Here is an 18,979-nt window from a genome sequence, read left to right on the forward strand (position 1 = left end):
AGGGACCCTTGCGCCAAGGCCTTAAAATCTTCTGCCGTCATGGTGATCGTCACCCCAGCATCACTCGCTGTACCCTCTTCGACCTCGGCCGTAGATTCCGTGACCCGCACATGATAATTAGCAGCGTCGTCACCCGTCAGATTGAATTGATAAATTCCTTGGGAATTACTTAACTGTTGAGCACCTTTGGCTTCGAGCCGTGTCTTTAATTCAGAAAACACTTCCTTGGTCGTCATCATAAACTCCTCCTATGTGTGTGCTCCTACCTTGCCGCCATTATAACAGACGCGCCATAACCCGCTTTTGGATCTGCGTTGTTCCCTCGTAGATAGACATAATTTTGGCATCGCGAAACCATTTCTCCACCGGAAAATCCCGCATATACCCGTACCCGCCGAGAGTTTGCACCGCTTGCGTGGTTACTTCCATGGCAATGTCACCACAAAACGCCTTCGCCATCGATCCTTCCAGATTACATGACAATCCATTGTCAGCAAGCCAAGCTGCACGATGAGCCAAGAGACGTCCAGCATCAATTTTTGTCCGCATTTCTGTCAGAGGAAAGGAAATCGCCTGATTAGCGATGATAGGCTTTCCAAACTGAACCCGCTCTTTGGCGTAATGAAGGGCATACTCGTATGCTGCTCGGGCTACGCCTATGGCCGCGATGGCGACCGACGGACGTGAATGCTCAAGCATCTTCATTGCGCCTAAAAACGCCATGTTCTCGGCACCCAATCGATTTTCGGCGGGAACCCGCACGTTGTCAAAACGCACCTCGGCGGTATGGCTGGCACGAAGTCCTAGTTTTTTAAACTTTTTTCCGCCACTCAATCCTGGGGTGTCTTTGTCCATCACAAAGGCCGATACCCCAGCGTAGCCCGCCTCGGGATCGGTTTTGGCAAAGACCACATAAACGTCAGCAATCCCGCCGTTGGTAATAAACGTTTTGGTACCGTTAATGACATAATCGTTTCCATCACGAATCGCTCGCGTCGACATATTGACTACATCTGATCCCGCATTCGGCTCCGTCAAACACATCGCACCCAATCGCACATGATCTGGATCGGTAAACAATGGAAGCCAGGTCTTTTTTTGTTCCTCACTCCCCATTTCTAGAATCGGGAGTGCTGCAAGACCGATACCCCCCATTGCTGTGGCGATGCCAGCACACCCCCAGAACAGTTCTTCCGATATGATTAGGTTGCTCAGTAAGCTGGTAACCCCACTGCCCCCATATTCTTCCGGCATGGCGTAAGACAGCAGACCAACTTGCGCCGCTTTCTTAAGCACCTCCGTAGGGATCTCTTCTCGCTCGTCATATTCAGCGGCGAGCGGACGAATCTCACGCTCTGCGAACCCATGGGCCCACTCACGCAATTCCTCCTGTTCGGGTGTGAGAGAAAAATCCACACTCTTCACTCCTTCCAAATACCTGCACGCAACATTATTTTACCATAGCAAATGTTTTCGGAAAAGATTCTCTGACGCTATTGCATGAAAAATCTGATGCGAAGCACGCTATAGTCCATACCGAGAGAAGGAGGACAACCCATTGGCCAAACACCCTCCTAGAGCGGCGTCTTGCCCATCCCATGGCAATAGCGAAAATATCACACTACTATCGATTGCAGAGACGGTGGGGCTTTCAGTGAAGGCTGATGTTGTGCAAAGTGAAGAGGAACGGCGCCACGAGCAGCAATCCTCATCGCAAGATTCCGAGGGAGGTAATCACCGAAATGGCATTCAGGGTCATATGAGCGAAGGTCCCGGGCACTAGCGACTTTGTCGACCGATAAAGGGCGTTGAGCACTAATCCGGCCACAGCCAGCGGAACAAACAAGGTCATATCCAAATGCGCCAGCCCAAAGATTGCCGCTGAGACTAAGCTACCCAACGCATACCCCCAACGCTCTGATAGCGTGGAAAAGAGGACGCCTCGAAACAGCGCCTCTTCCGCAATGGGTGCTAGGATGATGACGCCGATGCCCACCAAAAGAGCGGGCAGAATGCGATGATTCCTCAGCCCGGGGGTGGTGACAAAAGGGTTATTAGCCACCACGTGAATATGAAATCCTTGTGTTTCGAGACTCACGATGACCGCCGTCAGGAAGATCATGCCGACCCCGACCAAGATGCCCAAACCCATATTCCTCAAGAAAGATACATGCAATCGATAGCGCTCGCGGATGAATTGAGCCAAATACCCACACTGCACCAAAGTTGCTATTGACACCGCCCACTCCCAAGGAGGTGTGGCCAAATATAATATGACCAGCGCATAGACACTATGCGTAGTGACGGCGTGTGCCCTCAAAGAGAGCATCGCCGACAAGTTCAAAGATACTAACACCATAACAACGATAGGCATAAAGGCGTCCAGTGGCGACAGCGGCCAACGACTAGTGCGACCACTCCACCAACTGACGGTGAGCGCAAAAGCGAGGGCTACCAGGACAACGCCCACACTGCGGTTGGGGGCCACCAGGAGGATGGCCACTGACGCCAATAATGTGATCACGGAGGTAGACCACATCCCCCATCCGAGATACGCCGCCGCGCCAAGCCCAAAGATACTCACTACGGCCAATAAAATGGCACTCCCTGAAGCACTCTCGTGCGCACTCCCCCATGCCGCTAAAAAGTAGAGGAAGATTCCCACAAGTGCCACCAATGTATGCCGCGCTCGAATCAAACGCTCGCCTCCTCGTTGCTCATTCCATGCTATAATGAGGCTCAAAAACAGGAGTTACCATGACGCGACAAAGTGGAGTTCATCGACAAGATCAAATACTTTCTTTTATTGAATTATATATTGACCAAAACGGTTATCCGCCATCAGTTAGAGAGATTGGTGCCGCCGTGGGTCTACGCTCTACCGCCAGTGTTGCAAGATACCTTAAAGCGTTGGAAACAAGTGGCCGACTGTCTCATCCCGCCACTAAGCGTCGCGCTTGGAGCGTTCAGGACCGTCCGATCGCCATTGATGCCCCCCTTATCGGACGCGTCACAGCCGGTGTACCAGTGTTGGCCGTCGAGAATCAAGAATCCCGCTTTCGATTGTCTAAAGACCTCTTTACGCGCGCACCGGACTACTTTCTTCGGGTGCAGGGCGATTCGATGATTAATGCCGGCATTTATGACGGTGACATGGTGGCCGTCGAATTGACCGAAACCGCCAATAACGGCGAAATTGTGATTGCCCTCATTGGTGAGGAGTCGACGGTCAAATATTTCGAGCGCCACGCCGACTACGTTCAGTTGAACCCCGCCAATGATCGATATCAACCCATACGGCATCCAGACATCCAAGTCATCGGTCGAGTGATCGGATTGGTCCGGTCATTTAATCGATAAAGCTATTTAACGCGGCATCAACAGCTAACTCGGTGTGCCAGCGATTCGTTCCTGCTTGCACGTAGACCGTGTACGGCGGCCGCATCGGTGCATCCGCCGACAGTTCCAAAGAGCCGCCGGACACAAACCCACCTGCCGCCATGACGACCGGGTGATCATATCCCGGCATCTGCCACGGTTCGGGACTGGCTGTGGCATCGACAGGAGACCACGCTTGAATCGCACGGCAAAATGCGACCACTCGGTCCGCGCGTTCTAGATCCAATGCCACCACGATATCGTTGCGATTGGCATCATCATAGGCGGGCCAAGCCGCAATTCCCCGCTGAAAAGCCGCATGGCTGAGGTAGAGGCCGCCCATGAGAGATTCTCCCACTAATTGCGGTGCCAAAAAGAATCCTTGCGCCATAAGCCGCAGATACGGAGCGGTCGCACCAACCTCGCCACCGATGCCGGGCGAATAGAGTTCTTCTGCGACCTGCTGAACTAAGTCGCGCCGACCGGCAACATAGGCTCCGGTGGGAGCGATCGTCCCCCCGGGATTCTTCATGAGGCTTCCAACCACTAAGTCTGCCCCCCAATGCCCGGGCTCCTCAGGCTGGGTAAATTCTCCGTAGCAGTTATCCACCATGACAATAGCGTGAGCCTGACGGGCCCACTCCACAATCGGAGCAATCTCGGATTTTCCCCACGACGGTCGACTCGCATAGCCTCGCGAGCGCTGAATATAGACCACATCGCGCGGTGCTAAATCCGCCGGAAACACCCTTCGGTCACTTTGCACACTGAGGTAGCCAATCTCCACCTTGACACCTCTTTTCTCCAACTGCGATAACGTTGGCAATATTGTGTCGTAAGGAGTCCCCGATACAATGACCAAACGGCCGCTTTGTACCGTGACAGCCTTTAAGGCCGTCGTCAGAGCATGCGTGCCAGAGGCCCATTGAGAACGCATCATGGCTGATTCCGTGCCAAACACAGAGGCCACAATCTCATCGAGACGAGACCTTCCTCGATCATCATACCCATATCCGGTGCTCCCCATCAGATCCACGGAGGTTAACCCGCTCAATCGGAATGCGTCCACCATGCGCCGCGTGTTGGCACGCACCACCTGTTCGATACCTTGCCACTGCTGTCGTAATTGTGCGTTATGCTCAAGATTCGTGGTGTCCGCCTCCTCGTCGTCACATCATACCGCACTTTATCAGATACGAAAATCGGCTAGAGAACTGCACGAAAGAGCCAGTATTTCACCTCACGGAACCCTCGACGTGTCATGGCCGAGATGGGAGTCACCGAGAGTCCACGAAAGCGCTCCTTAAGTAAGCGATATCCATCTGAGGATCCCGGGCGGTCCATCTTATTGGCCGCCAAGAAATATCGGGTGTGCATCCGACCATACTCTGCTAACGCGAAGTCAAATGGACCCGGCGTCTCAATGCGGCGCAACGTCGTCGCGGAGGCGTCCACCACATGCAAAATGAGGTCCGCCCGGAATATTCTCTCCAATGTTAACGCCACTTGCTGGCGTTCTTGCGCCTGCTCGGAAATTCCCTCGGCAATACCACAAGTATCTAAGACCACGAGCGCCGCACGTTGACGCGCTATAGCCGGCTCTAGCACTACGGTTTGTAGGCCTTGTGTTTTTGGCGAGGCCAGCGATACCAGGTCTCGACGCGCTCGCTCCAAGCTGAGATTTTCCCGTCGGGCCACCCCCTCGCCATCGTCTACATCGATACGCAACTCCTTGACCCCTAGGTAGGCGGCAAAATTAATCAGAAGAAGCGTTTTCCCCACATTCGGCTTACCCACAATGAGGAGCTCCACTATTGCCCACCTCCTTCGAAGTCAGCCCAGGTCAAGATCATTAAATCGTGACGTGATAGCGGTAATCGCCTTGCGCTCAAGCGTACCGCTTGCCTACGGATGCTGTGTTCCAATAAATTCCGCATCATACGAGCGTTGCCGGCATTACGATGCCAATAGCCTTCATGGTCGCCCAGTAAATGCAAAAGCCCCGCTTTGGCGTCGGCGGAAAGTTGGTAGTCACGATCGCGTACCATCAACTCAGCGATCTGAACTAGCTCCAGCGCACTATAGTCTTGGAATTCGAGACGGATGGGAAAGCGAGATAAAAGCCCGGGATTACTGTCCATAAACGAGCGCATTTCGTCAGGATAGCCGGCCAATATCACTAAGAGCTCATCACGGTGATTTTCCATGGCCGCCACTAAAGCATCGATAGCCTCTTTGCCAAAATCTTTTTCCCCTCCGCGGGCTAGGGAATACGCCTCATCAACAAACAATACCCCGCCTAACGCCCGCTTGACCATATCCCGCGTTTTCTGCGCGGTATGGCCAATATATTCTCCCACCAAATCGGCACGTTCAACCTCGATCATATGCCCTTTGGGGAGGGCTCCTAAGGACTGAAATAGCCTTCCCATATAGCGCGCAACGGTGGTCTTGCCCGTCCCAGGAGGTCCGGAAAAGACCATATGAAAGCTCTGTTGACTCCGTAGAAGACCCATGCGGTCCCGCATTTCCTGGATTTGCACATAGCATCGAATGTCGTTCATAATGCGTTTGATCTCCAAAAGTCCCACAAGCTGTGCAAATTCCTCGAGCACCTCATCCGCCGATTCCCGCATCGATTCCATCCGCTCACGTTTTACGGGTGCATTTCCCCCTTTTACTCGATCTGCCTGAAAGCGCATTAAAAGTTCCATGGCGGAATCTGGTGCCAAAGTACCGGCTTCGACCCGGTAAAACACCTCTTCAGGAGACCCTGGCGTGGTCCCCTCGTGCGAATACATGTGCGCCATGGATTTCCCCCCATTCCCTATTACCTCACTATACGAGTCGGGACAGAAAATCTGTCCGATTGCTCACCATGAAAAATGAGGAAGAATTTGGGATATGCCTGCATATACATATATGGACAAGAACTTGAAAGGTGGAAAGCGAATGTCCATATCCTCCAGCGCACCCTCCCCGTTCACTCGCTCGCGATGGTTTGAACCGATCATTACTGCCGTCATCGCGCTCCTCTTCGGACTGGCATTTTCTCATATCACGCATGATGCGATCGCACCCCCGCGACTACCTGTCGAAAAATTCCCGGTAACGGCGCCGCATGCCAAAGGCAGCGACTTACGGATCCTCATCGGGATAGCCGCCAAAGGTCGCATTGATGCTCCGGATGACAATCATCCCCAAGTGATACACATTCAATGGTATGAGGTACAGTGGGGAAATACGCTCTCACAGATCGCCCTGCAATATCGAGTAAGCATCGCTGAAATAGAGTCAGCGAACCACCTGACTGGACCCCAAATTAAGGCAGGCCAACGTCTAGTAATCCCGCTGACAACACGAGGGCGCGCTGTTGACCGCCTGGAGACCGCCAAATCGTCTTCCATCGCCACGACACTATCTACGGCACCCCGTCTCGGGCTCCCTCCATCGACGCTCCCCTCCGCGGACATCCTGATGCTTGCGCACCTTATCCAAGGCGAGGCCGGTAACCAGCCCTACCTAGGTCAGGTGGCTGTGGCCGCCGTCGTGCTCAATAGGTTGCGCACACCCGGATTCCCGAAAACGCTTTCAGGAGTCATCTTTCAACCCGGGCAGTTCGACAGCGTGAGCGATGGAGCGTATTACGCCGCCCCCTCTGCCGAAGCGCTCATGGCAGCGCAAGCCGCTGCATCGGGATGGGATCCTACCCCGGGGGCGCTCTATTTCTTTAATCCCTCGCTGCCCCACTCGGCTTGGATGCAAACTCTCAAACCAGACATCCTCATCGGACAGCAAGAATTCTGCCAATAGGCCACCGACATGGATATTATGGACGCTGCTCGCGCTGCATTGCCGCGACAATCTTCTCTTCTGCCTCCTCAAGCGACCACGAAGATAGGTCCAACCATCTTGCGTCCTTTTCGGAACGAAACCATGTAAGTTGTCGACGGGCAAACTGTTGTGTATGGCGAATGATGAGATCATCGCGCTCGCGTTCGGTCAGACGTCCATAAAGATAGTCAATCGTTTCACGATACCCAATGGAATTGACACTTTGTGCCCGAGGTGACACGCCCGACCGTAAAAGATTCGCCACCTCACCAACCAACCCCGACTCAATCATCATCCGCGAGCGCAACGCGATTCGTTCATTCAATTCCGCGATCGGACGCGTCATCACCCAGTACACCGCGCGAAAAGGGGAAGCAGGAGACGCATCACGAACCAATCGCTTGCCGGTCGTCTGAAATACTTCGATTGCGCGAATCAGGCGACGTTGATCGTTCGGGTGAATCGCGGCGTAACTTCTGGGGTCAATCACCCTAAGTTGACGAGCAAGGGAATCCAATCCGTACCTGGCAGCAACATGTGCTAGTTCTTGTCTTAACGGTGACCGATCGGCTTCCTTAGGAAAATCATAGTTGCGAATCAATGCCCGTATCCATAATCCCGTTCCCCCTACGATGACCGGAAGGTGGCCGCGACGTTGGATCGCCACCATGGCCGCGGCTGCCTGCTGTTGGAAATCCGCAACCGAGAATACATCCTGAGGATCCACAACATCAATCATGTGGTGCGCAATCTGCGCTCGATCTTGGAGACTCGGCTTCGCCGTACCAATGTCTAGTCCGCGAAACACTGCTGCAGAGTCCACAGAAATTATTTCACCATGAAGCGCTCTGGCCACTCTCAGCCCGATCTCCGTCTTGCCCACTGCCGTCGGCCCAGCTATGACCAGCACGGGGACGGTAGCTTGGCTATGCTCGTCGTCCAAATCGCCTGTCTACCTCCTCCAACGTCAATAGGATGAGCGTCGGCCGCCCATGAGGGCACCCCCGGGGGTCGTTCACCCGGCTCATCTCCTCGAGCAATTGCACCATGTCTAGCTGCGACAGCGGACGATTGGCCTTAATAGCCGCCTTACACGCCGCCATGGCATAAAACGCGTCCTCCGCCCAACTCACCGGATGCTGACCGAAAGCCAAGTCCCCGCTCATCAGTTCAATCACCGTACGAAAGAGCCCTTGATGGCTATCTAAGTCATGAAAGGCCGTAGGCACCGCGCGTATCACTACTGTGCGTCCGCCGAGAGTATCAATCTGAAATCCCATGCGAAGGAGGTCATCGCCATGGTGTTGAAGGACTGACCACTCTTGGCCCGACAGCGTCTCGGAAATGGGGATGAGCAGTGACTGAGCCAAGGTCGGTTGCGCACCATGTCGGCGAAAACGTTCGTAGTAAATACGCTCGTGAGCCGCATGTTGGTCGACTAAATACAACCCCTTCGGGCCTTGAGCCACGATGTATTTAGCGTGCCATTGGGCTAACGGCGTGAGATCGCGAAATTCTTGATGCAAGACCTCTCCGGCTCCGGAGCCCTCGCTAGCGCTGGATACCTCATCAAACAACGTACCTTGCAAAGCTTCTCTAGAAGACGGGCCTATTTCCGAATCCGTCCCTTGCGACAGTCTCTCATCAGGTACACCCATGGCAATACTGCTCGAGGAACGGACTAAGGCATCATGCACTTGCCGATAGAGCATAGCCTTCAACACATGCTCTTCATAGATGCGCACCTCCGCCTTAGAGGGATGCGCATTGGGGTCCACTTCCACGGGCGGCAACTCAATCCATAGCCAAAAATAAGGAAACCGCCGATGGGGCAACTGAGGTCGAAACGCCTCTTCTACCACCGCTCTCAGGCCGTAGTTGGTAATCCAACGGCCGTTGATATAAAGAGCCTGTCCAAAGCGATTGGCTCGGTGCCGATGCGCGGGCGCAATGAACCCTGAAATTTTCCATCCTCTTTCACTGGTGTACTGTACCCGTATCACGTCATTCGCGAGGTCGCGACCGAACACCGCTAAAAGAGCGGCAAGAGCATCATTTTGGCCCGGCGTTTGACACACCGTGCGTTCCGCTGTCGTCAGTTCAAACTGAACATCCGGCCGACCAATGGCTAACTGCTGCACAATATGCTGAATCTGCCCAAACTCGGCAGAGGCACTCCGCAAGGCCTTGGCGCGCGCAGGGTGCTGACTAAATAAGTGCCTCACCTGGACTCGTGTACCCCGTCCCATCGCCACCGCAGTGACGGGAGACACCATTCCGTAGTCCACCTGCACTTGATATCCTACCGCACTCAATCCCGTACGAGAACTTATTCGCAGTTCACTGACAGACGCAATCGCCGCTAGCGCCTCGCCACGAAATCCTAACGTGCTTTGTGTTTCCAAGTCTTCGAGACGTGTTAACTTCGAAGTGGTATGCCGTTCTACGGCGAGGGCTACATCCTCCTCGGCAATGCCCATTCCGTCATCCCGAATGTCTATGAGGGTGCGACCTCCGTCCTCCACCCGAACGAGAATTTGTGACGCTTGAGCGTCAAGGCTATTCTCGATTAACTCTTTGACCGCGGATGCCGGCCTCTCCACCACTTCTCCCGCAGCAATCTGATTGGCCACCACTGGATCCAACCGATGAATGGCCCTCATCGCTTCCCGCCCTTGGCATCGTCATCCAGACGCCGCTTCCATTCGTCAACCCACGCCCAAGCCTCGCGCGGCGAGATCGCATCGGGTTCGAGACCACGCAGCGCTTCCATCAGATCCCGTACCGTCGATTGACCGTCATAGAACGTCAGTTGCTCCGGGATAATCTCGGCTGCCCCTGGCACCCCGCGGTGCCCCGGTTCCAGTGATCTCAAGTGGTATTCAGCCCTCCGGATGACGGAAGGAGGAATTCCTGCCAATTTTGCGACCTCCAGCCCATAGGACTTCGAGGCAGATCCCGGCACCACCCGGTGAGTGAACACTAGTCCTGACGACCGCTCATCGACCTCAACCGTTAAATTGATAACCCGCGGTTGACTTTGTGCCAGTGAAGTCAATTCATGATAGTGGGTCGCAAAGAGCGTCATGGGGCCATCCGCTGAGGCCAGCTGTTCGATGACTGCCTGCGCAATGGCTAAACCATCGTAAGTCGACGTCCCGCGTCCTAATTCGTCCAGTATGATGAGACTCTGAGCGGTTGCCGTCGCCAAAATGGCGGCCACTTCTTCCATTTCCACCATAAAAGTGGACTGTCCTCGAGCAAGATCATCGTCTGCCCCGACCCGCGTGTGAATGGCATCAAATAAGGGCGCACGATACTCACGCGCCGCGACAAACGCCCCCATCTGCGCCAAAATCACATTCTGCGCCACCGCCCGCATAAACGTCGATTTGCCACCCATGTTGGGTCCGGTAATAATGAGCGTACTTTCCACGCCTGACACCGCCAGGTCGCTGGCTACATATTCGGGTAGCAGTCCTTCCAATACTGGGTGACGAATATCACGCATCTCCATACCCTCTATTTTTTCATGAAATTGTGGCAGGGCCCATCGGCTACGCACTGCGACTTCAGCTAACGCCACCAGCACGTCTACCTCAGCCAGCCAGTGGCCACAGCGCGTCAGTTGCGCCGCCGCTTCCTTAACCCACGCCTGCAAATTTTGTGCCCACTGATTTTCTTCCGATCGCAAGTCCTGTTCTGCACTATGGATCGCGCGCTCGAGCATCTGCAATGGCTCAGACGAAAATCGTTCGCTGTGAGTGGTGCTTTGCCGCCGTTGCCAATCCGTCGGCACCAGTGCTACCTGACTCCGTAAAACCTCCAGATAATAGCCAAAAGTTCGATGATACCCTACCTTGAGAGACTTAATTCCCGACCGATGGCGCTCCTCGTCTTCTAACGCTAATAGGGCCTGGCGCTGATTCTCCAGCAGCAGGTGATGTCGGTCGACATGGTCATCAGTCCCACGTTGTATGAGGGGAGTATCGTCCCACCGTGCGGGAACAGGGGTTCGCTCGATCACACCAATACGGTCCCGCAAGAGAGACAACGCCTCAAAGTCAATCTCTGGGTCTGGCATCCAGTGGCCACTGCGAGTGACGAGGTCAAGGACGGTAGGAACTACCGACAGCGCGTCATGTATACCCAGCACATCGCGCGGTTTCCCGATATCTAGCACGACTCGCGCCACACGACGACTCAGGTCACCCATGGTTTTTAGCGCCTCACGAAGCTGATCGCGTTCGACGGCGTGCGATACCCAAAATGCCACCGTCGCCGATCGCTCCGCAATGCCCGTATAGTCAACAAGCGGGTGCTGCAACCACTCTTTCAGTTGCCGCGCCCCCATCGGAGTACAGGTCGCATTGAGTCTTGCATAAAGAGAGTAGGGCCCATCCAAGACATCCAATTGTGAAATGGCTCGGGCTCCCATCGCCATTTCACCGTTTAACGAATGCACCACCACGTCCACTAAGTGTGCTGCAGCGCGCTTTTGAGTGGCCTCAAGATATCGCCATAGTACGCCAAGTGCCTCTTGTACGACCGGCCGATCCTCGAGTCCCCACCTCCGCAAACTAGATGCCCCCATCCTCTCTGACACCATTTGCTCCAGCGCTCGCCTATCTAAGCGCACCACATAGGGATCCACCGGCACCCGGTGTGAAGACACGCCCGTTTCCCAGTCCCAGTTGCTTAAATACTCATCAGGCTTCCAAACCTCCCATAAGTTTTTAAGCTGCTGTATGTGTTTTGACCGTAAGCCACCCTCGACGACGTGGATCTTGCCTGTAGAGAGTTGGGCCATCACCATGGCCCAGTGGTCGTGAGATCGCCACAGCACAGCAAGTTGAGGACTCCCGCTCTCGTCTTCAGGAATGACGGTTCCCGGCGTGACCACTCGCACAATTTGACGGTCCACCAATCCCCGCGACATCTGTGGATCCTCCATCTGTTCAGCAATCGCCACCGTATATCCTGACTGCAACAACCGCTGAACATATTGATTTACGGCATGATGGGGCACTCCGCACATAGGAACACGACCGTCGCGCGAGGTTAACTGCACATCTAAGATCGGCGCCGCTACTATGGCATCTTCTTCAAAAAGCTCATAAAAGTCCCCCAGACGAAAGAGGAGCAGTGCTTGCGGTTGTTCTGTCTTTAAGTGCCAATACTGTTCTAGCATGGGCGTGGGTTTGGCCGTCTTAGTCATCGCCGTGGATTTCGCCCCAGACTAGCACACAACCAGAGGCCTTCAGTGAGTCCGCGGTCTGATACCATAAAATTGGTCCAACAAGCCTTAGCCAAAATAGAAAGCCATAATCGTAGGCCCTGAGGTAAAAGTGCCCGGCGCGCCGGGTCAACACCACCAAGTTCTTGCGTTGGCGAATCCGCCACGGCCATCAAGTCGAGGGCATCTTGGGCTGTATATAACGGTTTCGGACGAAATCGCTGCAGTGCTGCCGCCGTACCACCAATGAAAACGGGGCTCTTTACCCCGTGCAAGTGGGGCCAGGGAGTAATCTCTAATTCCCCTTGTGCAGCCCCTACCGGGAAACTCCATGCGTCACGTCCAGTGATAATCTCGGTACTGCCGCCGCCAATGTCTACTACTATATCGGCCGATGGTATCTCTGCTTTCACCGCCATCCAAGCGACTCTCCCTTCCTCAACCCCGCTCAAATCCCACCAATGGGCATTTTCCATCCGCACCCGCTCTAAGAGCGCTGGCTGTCGCCGCAACGCTTCGCCTCCGGCCATCAGCACGGGGCTGCCAACCGTGTCTACCACCATGCGCCACTCTGCCAGAAGCTCAATAAGGTCAGCGGGACCATTGGGAGAAAATAAATTTATTAACCGTTGCCGACGCAGAATCGGACGGTGCAGCACCTCTGCAACCAGGAGGGTACTGCTGGTCGAACCAATCTTAGCAATCGCTACTGGGGGCACACCATTTCCTCCACTCCCACCGCGTCTCTCAAAACCGGACTACGCAGTTTCGACAAAACGGTATTTTGGTCCATTATAGCAAAGGCTTAACCGCACTCCGTCATGATAGAATAAGAGATATGGCCTCATTTGCTGGGAGAACTGCCTGTGGTGATGTCTGCACTTTTCCCCAGGGGGGAGCACCTATGAACAGTCGATACGAGGCCAATGACCGAGGGAGAGCGCACGTGACCACAAAAATTAGAATCTTATATGAAGCCCCCTTGCCGGCCCCGGCATCTGGATGGGACCTCACCATCTGGATCACCCCTGAGCTACCCACGGAAACCGCAATGCGCACCTGGGCGGGATGGGCTGAAACGCAGCTGCTCGCTCTTTCTACCACTGAGCTTCATCTGTCATCCGGTTATACACGAGACAGTCGAGACTGGGCGAGCAGTGCGCTTGCTGTGGGTCCTGGATGCGTCTGGCGCTATCAGAGCCGCTATATAGCGTATCTGGATCCTCATGCGCTACGGATACCGGAAATTCCGCGGGCGCTCGCGCAGGCCGGTGTGGAACTGGTCATCGTCTTCGAACCCGCGTACCATTCCCTGTTCCCATATTTGGATCCGTTATGGCGCATCGTACAGGCGAATCAAATTTATGGGCTACGCCTGTCCTCGTTTCCTCCCCAATGCTACGTCCCCTGTGAGTTAGATCCGGCGGAAGAAGGCGTTGTGGCCCTATCCTTAGTGGACGCGTGTTATACCATGGAGCTCAATTTTTCTCACTTGCACGACGACAAAAAGATCGTCTCACTTCAGCGTGACCTCCAAGTCGCGGCCTTTCGTGCTCACCCTTGGTGGATGCCATGAATCCCTTCACCCGTCTTGTCCTTCGAGCCCTATTGGACTATAAACTTGCGCGCCAGCAACCAACGCCCGCCGCGGCCGCTCCCTTACCACCATTACCCTCCGATCATGTCAAAGTTGCGGCTGTGCAGTGGGATGGAAGTCCGGTGAATCATGTTGATGAGTGGGTCAAAAGACTTAGCGAGGTTTTTGCCCGAGCCAGTGCGTCTCGGGTCCATCTCATCGTATTTCCGGAATATCTTCCTCTCTCCCTCTTGGGTTGTATCATGCCGACCACCGTCGGCGCGCATACGCTCACGGATTCAAGCGTAGGGTTACTACTACGATCTCTTTCACCCTCTATTAATAAATTTTGGATTCGCTGGATGAGTCATTTTGCTCGCCAGTATCGCATCACCACCGTCGCCGGCACTAGCCTATTTCTCGAAAGGGGCCAACTCCTCAACATGGCGCTCACATTTGATCTGGAGGGACGAGAGTGTAGACGACAGGCCAAATGGCATCTGCTGCCGCAGGAAAAAAGCTGGGGCATAGCTTCCGGAAGCGGTCGCCTCACCGCCCCATTAAATCCGCTCGGGCTCAGTACCTGGGTCTGCAACGATGCCAGCTATTTTGAGAGTTTTCGCCTCTCAGAGCATCAAGGGGCCCGAATTGTCGCTGTGCCGATTGCCGATCCTGAAGCACGCTACACGGAGGGAAAAGCCCGTCGCGGCTGTTTTTCGCGCGTGCAAGACGTTCCCTTTATAGGCGTGGTCGGCGCCCTTACCGGAAACTTGTTTGGCATTCGATTAACTGGAAAAGCGGGAATCTATGTGCCCATCGAAATCAGTCCTCAGGGCACCGGCATTATTGCCGAATCACCAACCGCGGTCGGCGAAGGACTAGTGATCGGCAGCGTGTCGTTAAAGTCGCTGGAGGATTTCCGCCAGCAGCACCATCAACAGTTTCCTGTGCCCGACGCCGAGTTCATGAACGCACTTTATCACGTTGAGGAGGACCATTAACATTATGTTGACGCATGCCACCCAAGCAATACTGGGTCTCGGCGTATATGGAATCTTTATTGGAATGATTCTGGAAAGCTCCTATATCCCGGTACCGTCGGAAGTCATTTTACCGTATGCAGGATACTTAGCGTATTTAGGCCGCACGTCGCTGGTGATGGCAATGGCTGCCGGTCTTCTGGGAGGATTGGTCGGCGCAACGATAGGCTACCTTATTGCCCGCTACGGTGGCCGCCCGCTAATAGAACGGTATGGCCGGTTTGTGGGCGTAAGACGCCATGAAATCGACCGAGCTCAAGACTGGTTTAACCGTCATGGTGATGGCGCCGTGTTCTTTGGACGACTCCTCCCCGGAGTGCGAACCTATATTTCGCTACCCGCTGGAATGGCTGACATGGCCTACGGTCGGTTTCTGGCATTCTCGTTTCTGGGTGCGTTGCCGTGGACGGTACTATTTACCTATCTTGGATATCGCCTAGGTTCCAGTTGGAAGCATCTCGGAGGATGGACCCATTACTTCCTGGCCGGCGTCCTGGTGCTCCTTATTGTATGGGCACTCTCGGTCGTGTTTCGACGCCGGAAATCTCCCACACCATGAGGCCTGGGATGGTAAACAGCAAGATGGGCCACCGATCGGCGGTCGTTCCCATAATACCTAACATGATGGCCCGGCTTCCTACAGTACACATCATCAAGGACTCCACAGGACGCAGCCATCGTCCTGCAGATGACGGCCATGGACCGAGAGCGACCGGTAACAGCATCCCCGCGACCGCTCCAGAAATCAGCGGTGTGGCACTCGCACCAGCCAGCATCAATGCCATCCAAGACCCCGCTGCGTCCAATAGTACTGGAAGGAACTGCAAGGCACGGTGCTGTTTCGAGAAGAAATTATGTGCGCCGTGCCAGATCAGAAATATTCCACTCGCCAACCAGGCAACCCGCATGCCGACCAACGGAAATTGCGGTACGAGGAAGACCACAACCAGAGACAGCGCAAGCCATATCGTGCGGGCGAGTGCCACTCTGCCTTCGCCCAATCTGAGCGAGTTTCGAACCTCATAACCCATGACACACGCGATGAAGAGCGTCGCATAATCACTGGACATCAGCATCCTCCTAATCGTGCTTAGGACATGCTAGTGGGATGGTGACGATGACGCAGGCGTCTCATTTCCTTCTCTAGAGAGCCGATACGCAACCGCTGCTGTTTCTCCTGAAAAGCGACTAGCTCCAAAAGCACTCGCCGGCTGGCCCGTACCCGCGTCAGTTCGCGCTGCAGTTCTTGAACTTGTCGTTTGAGGCGCATCAATTCTACTTCATCATTGTGCCGAAAGCGAATGGTACTCCCCTCCCTCTGCTCCAGTATACCGAAAGATATGGGAATTTATTCCTCACAAAAAGGGAGCCCCTAAAGGCTCCCTTTTTCCATTCGCGTCTTTATCGTCTTGAAATCAGTGGCTCAACATTTCTGCTAGTGACACAAAGGTTCGGACCATGACGCCAGTCGGCCCATTTTTTGTGCGATTAAGCGGACTCTTGGGGGTCCAGGCCGTACCCGCAATATCGAGATGCGCAAACGGAATTTCACCTGCAAATTCCGATATGATCATACCGGCAGTGATCGATCCCGCATCGCGCCCTGGAGAATTCTTCATGTCCGCGACATCAGATCGATACAGTTTGCGATATTCAGGATAGATAGGAAGGCGCCACACATGCTCCCCGCTGTGTTCGGACGCTTGCAACACCAGACTCGCCAAGGCATCATCGGGTGACACCAATCCTGTCGCTTCATGACCCAATGCAACCACAATCGCTCCCGTGAGCGTCGACGTTTCAACAATCCAATCCACCCCGAGGTGTGCGGCATAACTCACCCCATCAGCGAGCGCCACGCGACCCTCTGCATCCGTATTGGTGACTTCAATAGTCTTGCCATTAAATGCCTTGACCACATCTCCGGGCTTATAGGCTGAGCCAGACGGCATGTTTTGTGCGATTGCCATAATCCCCACCACATTGATGGGCACGTGTAATCGGCTAAGCGCGATGACGCTTCCCAAGACCGCCCCGGCTCCCAACATGTCAAATTTCATATCTTCCATCCCTAGACCCGGCTTCAAACTAATACCGCCCGAATCAAAGGTTATTCCTTTGCCTACCAGAGCGAGGGTTCGCTCGCCTCCTCCGTTGTAGCGCATGACCACCATCCGAGGCGGAAATACGCTGCCACTGCCTACACCTAAAAGGGCTCCCATCCCTAATTCGTGCAACTTCTTTTCGTCAAACACTTCTACTGAAAAACCGTACGTTTGACCGGCCTTCACGGCCTCCTCGGCTAAAATCTCCGGATACAGCAGATTCGATGGCCGCATGCCTAAATCTCTAACCAAATTTTGCGCTTCTGCTAATACTTGACCTCGCTCTACGGCATCGCCGTCCTTGCTACTGACACCAATGAGCAACAATTCTTCCGCTGGTAGTCTGGACTCGTCTGACTTGTAGCTGTCAAACTCCCACTGCCCCAACAAAAATCCTTCCGTCATTAGCTCTGCCATATTGCCCGCAATGCGAGAAGACTCAGGGGCCACTAAACCGACACGACGATATCGACCCTTGGAGGCTTTCTGAGCAGCCTGTCCGGCAAACATGCGCACCCGTCGGTCAGTCCATTCCTCAGCCTTTCCAAGGCCAAGAATCATGACTCGGGGCGCCTTGATAGTCCCTAACGTGGACGATACCCAGGTTTCGAGCCATTGGGCTCGAAATTCCCAGCGTTGCATGGCGTCTGCCAACGCTCCGTTTAACCGCTGGTTGAGTTGCTCCAATTCATCACTGAGTGCACCATGTTGAAACACTCCGAACACCAGCAGATCTTGTTCCACCTCAAATACCGTTTGCGTTGCAATATGTATCTCCACTAAAATCCTCCTCGTCCACGTCTCTCTATATTTGGCCACTCGTCACCTTTCGCGTACTATGTCCAAGCCCGCCGCAGAAACTCAATATAATTGTAGCCCAAAATCCGACTGACAGTCTCATCGGAGAGCCCACGATCGCTCATGCGTTCCGCAAGCCGCGGCAGGCATGTCACGTCTTCGAGTCCCGTTACCGGGTTATCGACGCCATCAAAGTCCGACCCTAAACCTAAGTGCTGGTCATCACCCACCACGGCTAAGGCATGCTCCATGTGGTCAATTACACACTCGATATCTTCAGTTCCCTGCAGAAATCCCCGAACGAAAGTGATTCCTTGAACCCCCCCGTGCTTCGCGAGAGCTCGTATTTGTTCATCGGACAGATTCCGGCGGTGCGTGGCCAAGGCACGGCAATTGGAATGTGAAGCAATCACCGCCTGTTCCGAGATCTCCAGAACATCCCAAAAACCAGCTTCCGCAATATGCGACACATCCACAATCATGCCCACACGATTCATTTCCCGAATTATCTCACGACCCGCGCGACTCACCCCACCACCACCGGGTTCTTCGCCGGCACCATCGGCCAGCGCATTGCGCTCGTTCCAGGTGAGGCTCATGAGTCTCACTCCCATCCGATACAACAAACGGACCATAAAGGGGTCCGTCCCTACTCCCTCGGCCCCCTCGATCGACGGCACGCCCCCGATCTTCCGGGACGTGAGCAGCGCTTCCAGGCTAGCACGGTCCGTCACCACTGAAATCGCGTCAGGATGAGCTCCTACTTCTTCCCAAAAGGCGTCGAGGTATTGCAACAGGCGGGCACGGGCTCGTTCCGGCTTATATTCGGGTTCCACCCATAAGGAAAAAAACTGGAGCGTGTGCCCGCCCTCGGCCATGCGTGGAAAATCTAATTGACCTTGGCTACCGCGGTCGGCAAGACGGCGCTCATTACGCAATACCGCTCCCAAACTATCCGCGTGTGTATCGACTACCGGCATATAGCGACCATGAAATTCCATCGCCATCCCCC

Annotated in this window: 18 protein-coding genes and 1 pseudogene; 5 read left to right on the forward strand and 14 right to left on the reverse strand. The window is 54.4% G+C overall.

Annotation, left to right across the window (positions count from 1 at the left end):
* The 3 genes from ACOJWD_RS03835 to ACOJWD_RS03845 all read right to left on the reverse strand — a co-directional run.
* Nucleotides 1-239, reverse strand: a 239-nt coding sequence (locus ACOJWD_RS03835) for an SCP2 sterol-binding domain-containing protein (RefSeq protein ID WP_486991900.1), incomplete at its 3' end; no start/stop codon positions are given.
* A 37-nt stretch (nucleotides 240-276) separates the two neighbouring features.
* A complete protein-coding gene (locus ACOJWD_RS03840; RefSeq protein ID WP_486991901.1) occupies nucleotides 277-1,416 on the reverse strand; it encodes an acyl-CoA dehydrogenase family protein in 1,140 nt (379 codons plus the stop codon).
* Nucleotides 1,417-1,708: 292 nt separating this feature from the next.
* Nucleotides 1,709-2,698, reverse strand: coding sequence for a CPBP family intramembrane glutamic endopeptidase (locus tag ACOJWD_RS03845; protein WP_486991902.1), 990 nt, complete (start codon nucleotides 2,696-2,698; stop codon nucleotides 1,709-1,711).
* Nucleotides 2,699-2,757: 59 nt separating this feature from the next.
* On the opposite strand from ACOJWD_RS03845, the gene lexA reads away from it, so the two are divergent.
* Nucleotides 2,758-3,360, forward strand: a complete 603-nt coding sequence (lexA, locus tag ACOJWD_RS03850; RefSeq protein ID WP_486991903.1) for a transcriptional repressor LexA — start codon at nucleotides 2,758-2,760, stop codon at nucleotides 3,358-3,360.
* Here lexA and ACOJWD_RS03855 read toward each other — a convergent pair.
* From ACOJWD_RS03855 to ACOJWD_RS03865, 3 genes and pseudogenes are all read right to left on the reverse strand, one after another.
* A pseudogene (locus tag ACOJWD_RS03855) lies at nucleotides 3,350-4,501 on the reverse strand (methionine gamma-lyase family protein); the annotation flags it as partial. The gene lexA and the pseudogene ACOJWD_RS03855 sit on opposite strands and share 11 nt — an antisense overlap.
* A gap of 83 nt (nucleotides 4,502-4,584) precedes the next feature.
* A complete protein-coding gene (locus ACOJWD_RS03860) occupies nucleotides 4,585-5,190 on the reverse strand; it encodes a GTPase (protein ID WP_486991904.1) in 606 nt (201 codons plus the stop codon).
* The gene (locus ACOJWD_RS03865) at nucleotides 5,190-6,188 is read right to left on the reverse strand and encodes an AAA family ATPase (protein WP_486991905.1); all 999 of its coding nucleotides are present in this window, start codon (nucleotides 6,186-6,188) and stop codon (nucleotides 5,190-5,192) included. Before ACOJWD_RS03865 ends, ACOJWD_RS03860 begins: the two co-directional genes overlap by 1 nt.
* Nucleotides 6,189-6,330: 142 nt before the next feature.
* Here ACOJWD_RS03865 and ACOJWD_RS03870 point away from each other — a divergent pair, with 142 nt between their 5' ends.
* Nucleotides 6,331-7,191, forward strand: a complete 861-nt coding sequence (locus ACOJWD_RS03870; protein WP_486991906.1) for a cell wall hydrolase — start codon at nucleotides 6,331-6,333, stop codon at nucleotides 7,189-7,191.
* A gap of 16 nt (nucleotides 7,192-7,207) precedes the next feature.
* Here ACOJWD_RS03870 and miaA read toward each other — a convergent pair whose 3' ends face one another.
* From miaA to ACOJWD_RS03890, 4 genes are read right to left on the reverse strand one after another with little or no spacing between them, the layout of a single operon-like run.
* Nucleotides 7,208-8,155 (reverse strand): tRNA (adenosine(37)-N6)-dimethylallyltransferase MiaA, encoded by a 948-nt coding sequence (gene miaA, locus ACOJWD_RS03875; protein ID WP_486991907.1) that lies wholly within the window; start codon nucleotides 8,153-8,155, stop codon nucleotides 7,208-7,210.
* Nucleotides 8,139-9,875, reverse strand: a complete 1,737-nt coding sequence (gene mutL / locus ACOJWD_RS03880) for a DNA mismatch repair endonuclease MutL (protein ID WP_486991908.1) — start codon at nucleotides 9,873-9,875, stop codon at nucleotides 8,139-8,141. The genes miaA and mutL overlap by 17 nt, the downstream gene beginning before the upstream one ends.
* On the reverse strand, nucleotides 9,872-12,430 hold the full coding sequence (mutS, locus tag ACOJWD_RS03885) for a DNA mismatch repair protein MutS (protein ID WP_486991909.1): 2,559 nt from the start codon (nucleotides 12,428-12,430) through the stop codon (nucleotides 9,872-9,874). Before mutS ends, mutL begins: the two co-directional genes overlap by 4 nt.
* Nucleotides 12,427-13,167, reverse strand: a complete 741-nt coding sequence (locus ACOJWD_RS03890; RefSeq protein WP_486991910.1) for a Ppx/GppA phosphatase family protein — start codon at nucleotides 13,165-13,167, stop codon at nucleotides 12,427-12,429. The genes mutS and ACOJWD_RS03890 overlap by 4 nt, the downstream gene beginning before the upstream one ends.
* A 185-nt stretch (nucleotides 13,168-13,352) precedes the next feature.
* Here ACOJWD_RS03890 and ACOJWD_RS03895 point away from each other — a divergent pair, with 185 nt between their 5' ends.
* From ACOJWD_RS03895 to ACOJWD_RS03905, 3 genes are read left to right on the forward strand one after another with little or no spacing between them, the layout of a single operon-like run.
* Complete coding sequence (locus ACOJWD_RS03895; protein WP_486991911.1) at nucleotides 13,353-14,024, forward strand: hypothetical protein; 672 nt, start codon at nucleotides 13,353-13,355, stop codon at nucleotides 14,022-14,024.
* Nucleotides 14,021-15,025 (forward strand): nitrilase-related carbon-nitrogen hydrolase, encoded by a 1,005-nt coding sequence (locus ACOJWD_RS03900; protein WP_486991912.1) that lies wholly within the window; start codon nucleotides 14,021-14,023, stop codon nucleotides 15,023-15,025. Before ACOJWD_RS03895 ends, ACOJWD_RS03900 begins: the two co-directional genes overlap by 4 nt.
* A gap of 4 nt (nucleotides 15,026-15,029) precedes the next feature.
* A complete protein-coding gene (locus ACOJWD_RS03905; RefSeq protein WP_486991913.1) occupies nucleotides 15,030-15,623 on the forward strand; it encodes a DedA family protein in 594 nt (197 codons plus the stop codon).
* Here ACOJWD_RS03905 and ACOJWD_RS03910 read toward each other — a convergent pair.
* From ACOJWD_RS03910 to ACOJWD_RS03925, 4 genes are all read right to left on the reverse strand, one after another.
* Nucleotides 15,568-16,134 (reverse strand): hypothetical protein, encoded by a 567-nt coding sequence (locus tag ACOJWD_RS03910; RefSeq protein ID WP_486991914.1) that lies wholly within the window; start codon nucleotides 16,132-16,134, stop codon nucleotides 15,568-15,570. The genes ACOJWD_RS03905 and ACOJWD_RS03910 overlap by 56 nt on opposite strands.
* Nucleotides 16,135-16,154: 20 nt before the next feature.
* Entirely contained in the window at nucleotides 16,155-16,334 is a 180-nt protein-coding gene (locus ACOJWD_RS03915) for a hypothetical protein (protein WP_486991915.1), read from the reverse strand.
* Between the two features lie 145 nt (nucleotides 16,335-16,479).
* Complete coding sequence (locus tag ACOJWD_RS03920) at nucleotides 16,480-17,949, reverse strand: leucyl aminopeptidase (RefSeq protein ID WP_486991916.1); 1,470 nt, start codon at nucleotides 17,947-17,949, stop codon at nucleotides 16,480-16,482.
* Between the two features lie 56 nt (nucleotides 17,950-18,005).
* Nucleotides 18,006-18,968 carry a dipeptidase gene (locus ACOJWD_RS03925; RefSeq protein ID WP_486991917.1) on the reverse strand — a complete coding sequence of 321 codons (963 nt, stop codon included), beginning with the start codon at nucleotides 18,966-18,968 and terminating at the stop codon, nucleotides 18,006-18,008.
* Between the last annotated feature and the right edge of the window lie 11 nt (nucleotides 18,969-18,979).

This window comes from Sulfobacillus sp. TH-112, assembly GCF_057473405.1.

Bases quoted from the DNA above. Each gene is read 5' to 3' on its own strand.
- ACOJWD_RS03865 (WP_486991905.1), bottom strand. From the start codon at position 6,188: ATGGCGCACATGTATTCGCACGAGGGGACCACGCCAGGGTCTCCTGAA.
- ACOJWD_RS03915 (WP_486991915.1), bottom strand. From the start codon at position 16,334: ATGCGCCTCAAACGACAAGTTCAAGAACTGCAGCGCGAACTGACGCGG.
- mutL (WP_486991908.1), bottom strand. From the start codon at position 9,875: ATGAGGGCCATTCATCGGTTGGATCCAGTGGTGGCCAATCAGATTGCT.
- ACOJWD_RS03905 (WP_486991913.1), top strand. From the start codon at position 15,030: ATGTTGACGCATGCCACCCAAGCAATACTGGGTCTCGGCGTATATGGA.
- ACOJWD_RS03925 (WP_486991917.1), bottom strand. From the start codon at position 18,968: ATGGAATTTCATGGTCGCTATATGCCGGTAGTCGATACACACGCGGAT.
- ACOJWD_RS03870 (WP_486991906.1), top strand. From the start codon at position 6,331: ATGTCCATATCCTCCAGCGCACCCTCCCCGTTCACTCGCTCGCGATGG.
- mutS (WP_486991909.1), bottom strand. From the start codon at position 12,430: ATGACTAAGACGGCCAAACCCACGCCCATGCTAGAACAGTATTGGCAC.
- ACOJWD_RS03895 (WP_486991911.1), top strand. From the start codon at position 13,353: ATGAACAGTCGATACGAGGCCAATGACCGAGGGAGAGCGCACGTGACC.
- lexA (WP_486991903.1), top strand. From the start codon at position 2,758: ATGACGCGACAAAGTGGAGTTCATCGACAAGATCAAATACTTTCTTTT.
- ACOJWD_RS03910 (WP_486991914.1), bottom strand. From the start codon at position 16,134: ATGTCCAGTGATTATGCGACGCTCTTCATCGCGTGTGTCATGGGTTAT.
- ACOJWD_RS03900 (WP_486991912.1), top strand. From the start codon at position 14,021: ATGAATCCCTTCACCCGTCTTGTCCTTCGAGCCCTATTGGACTATAAA.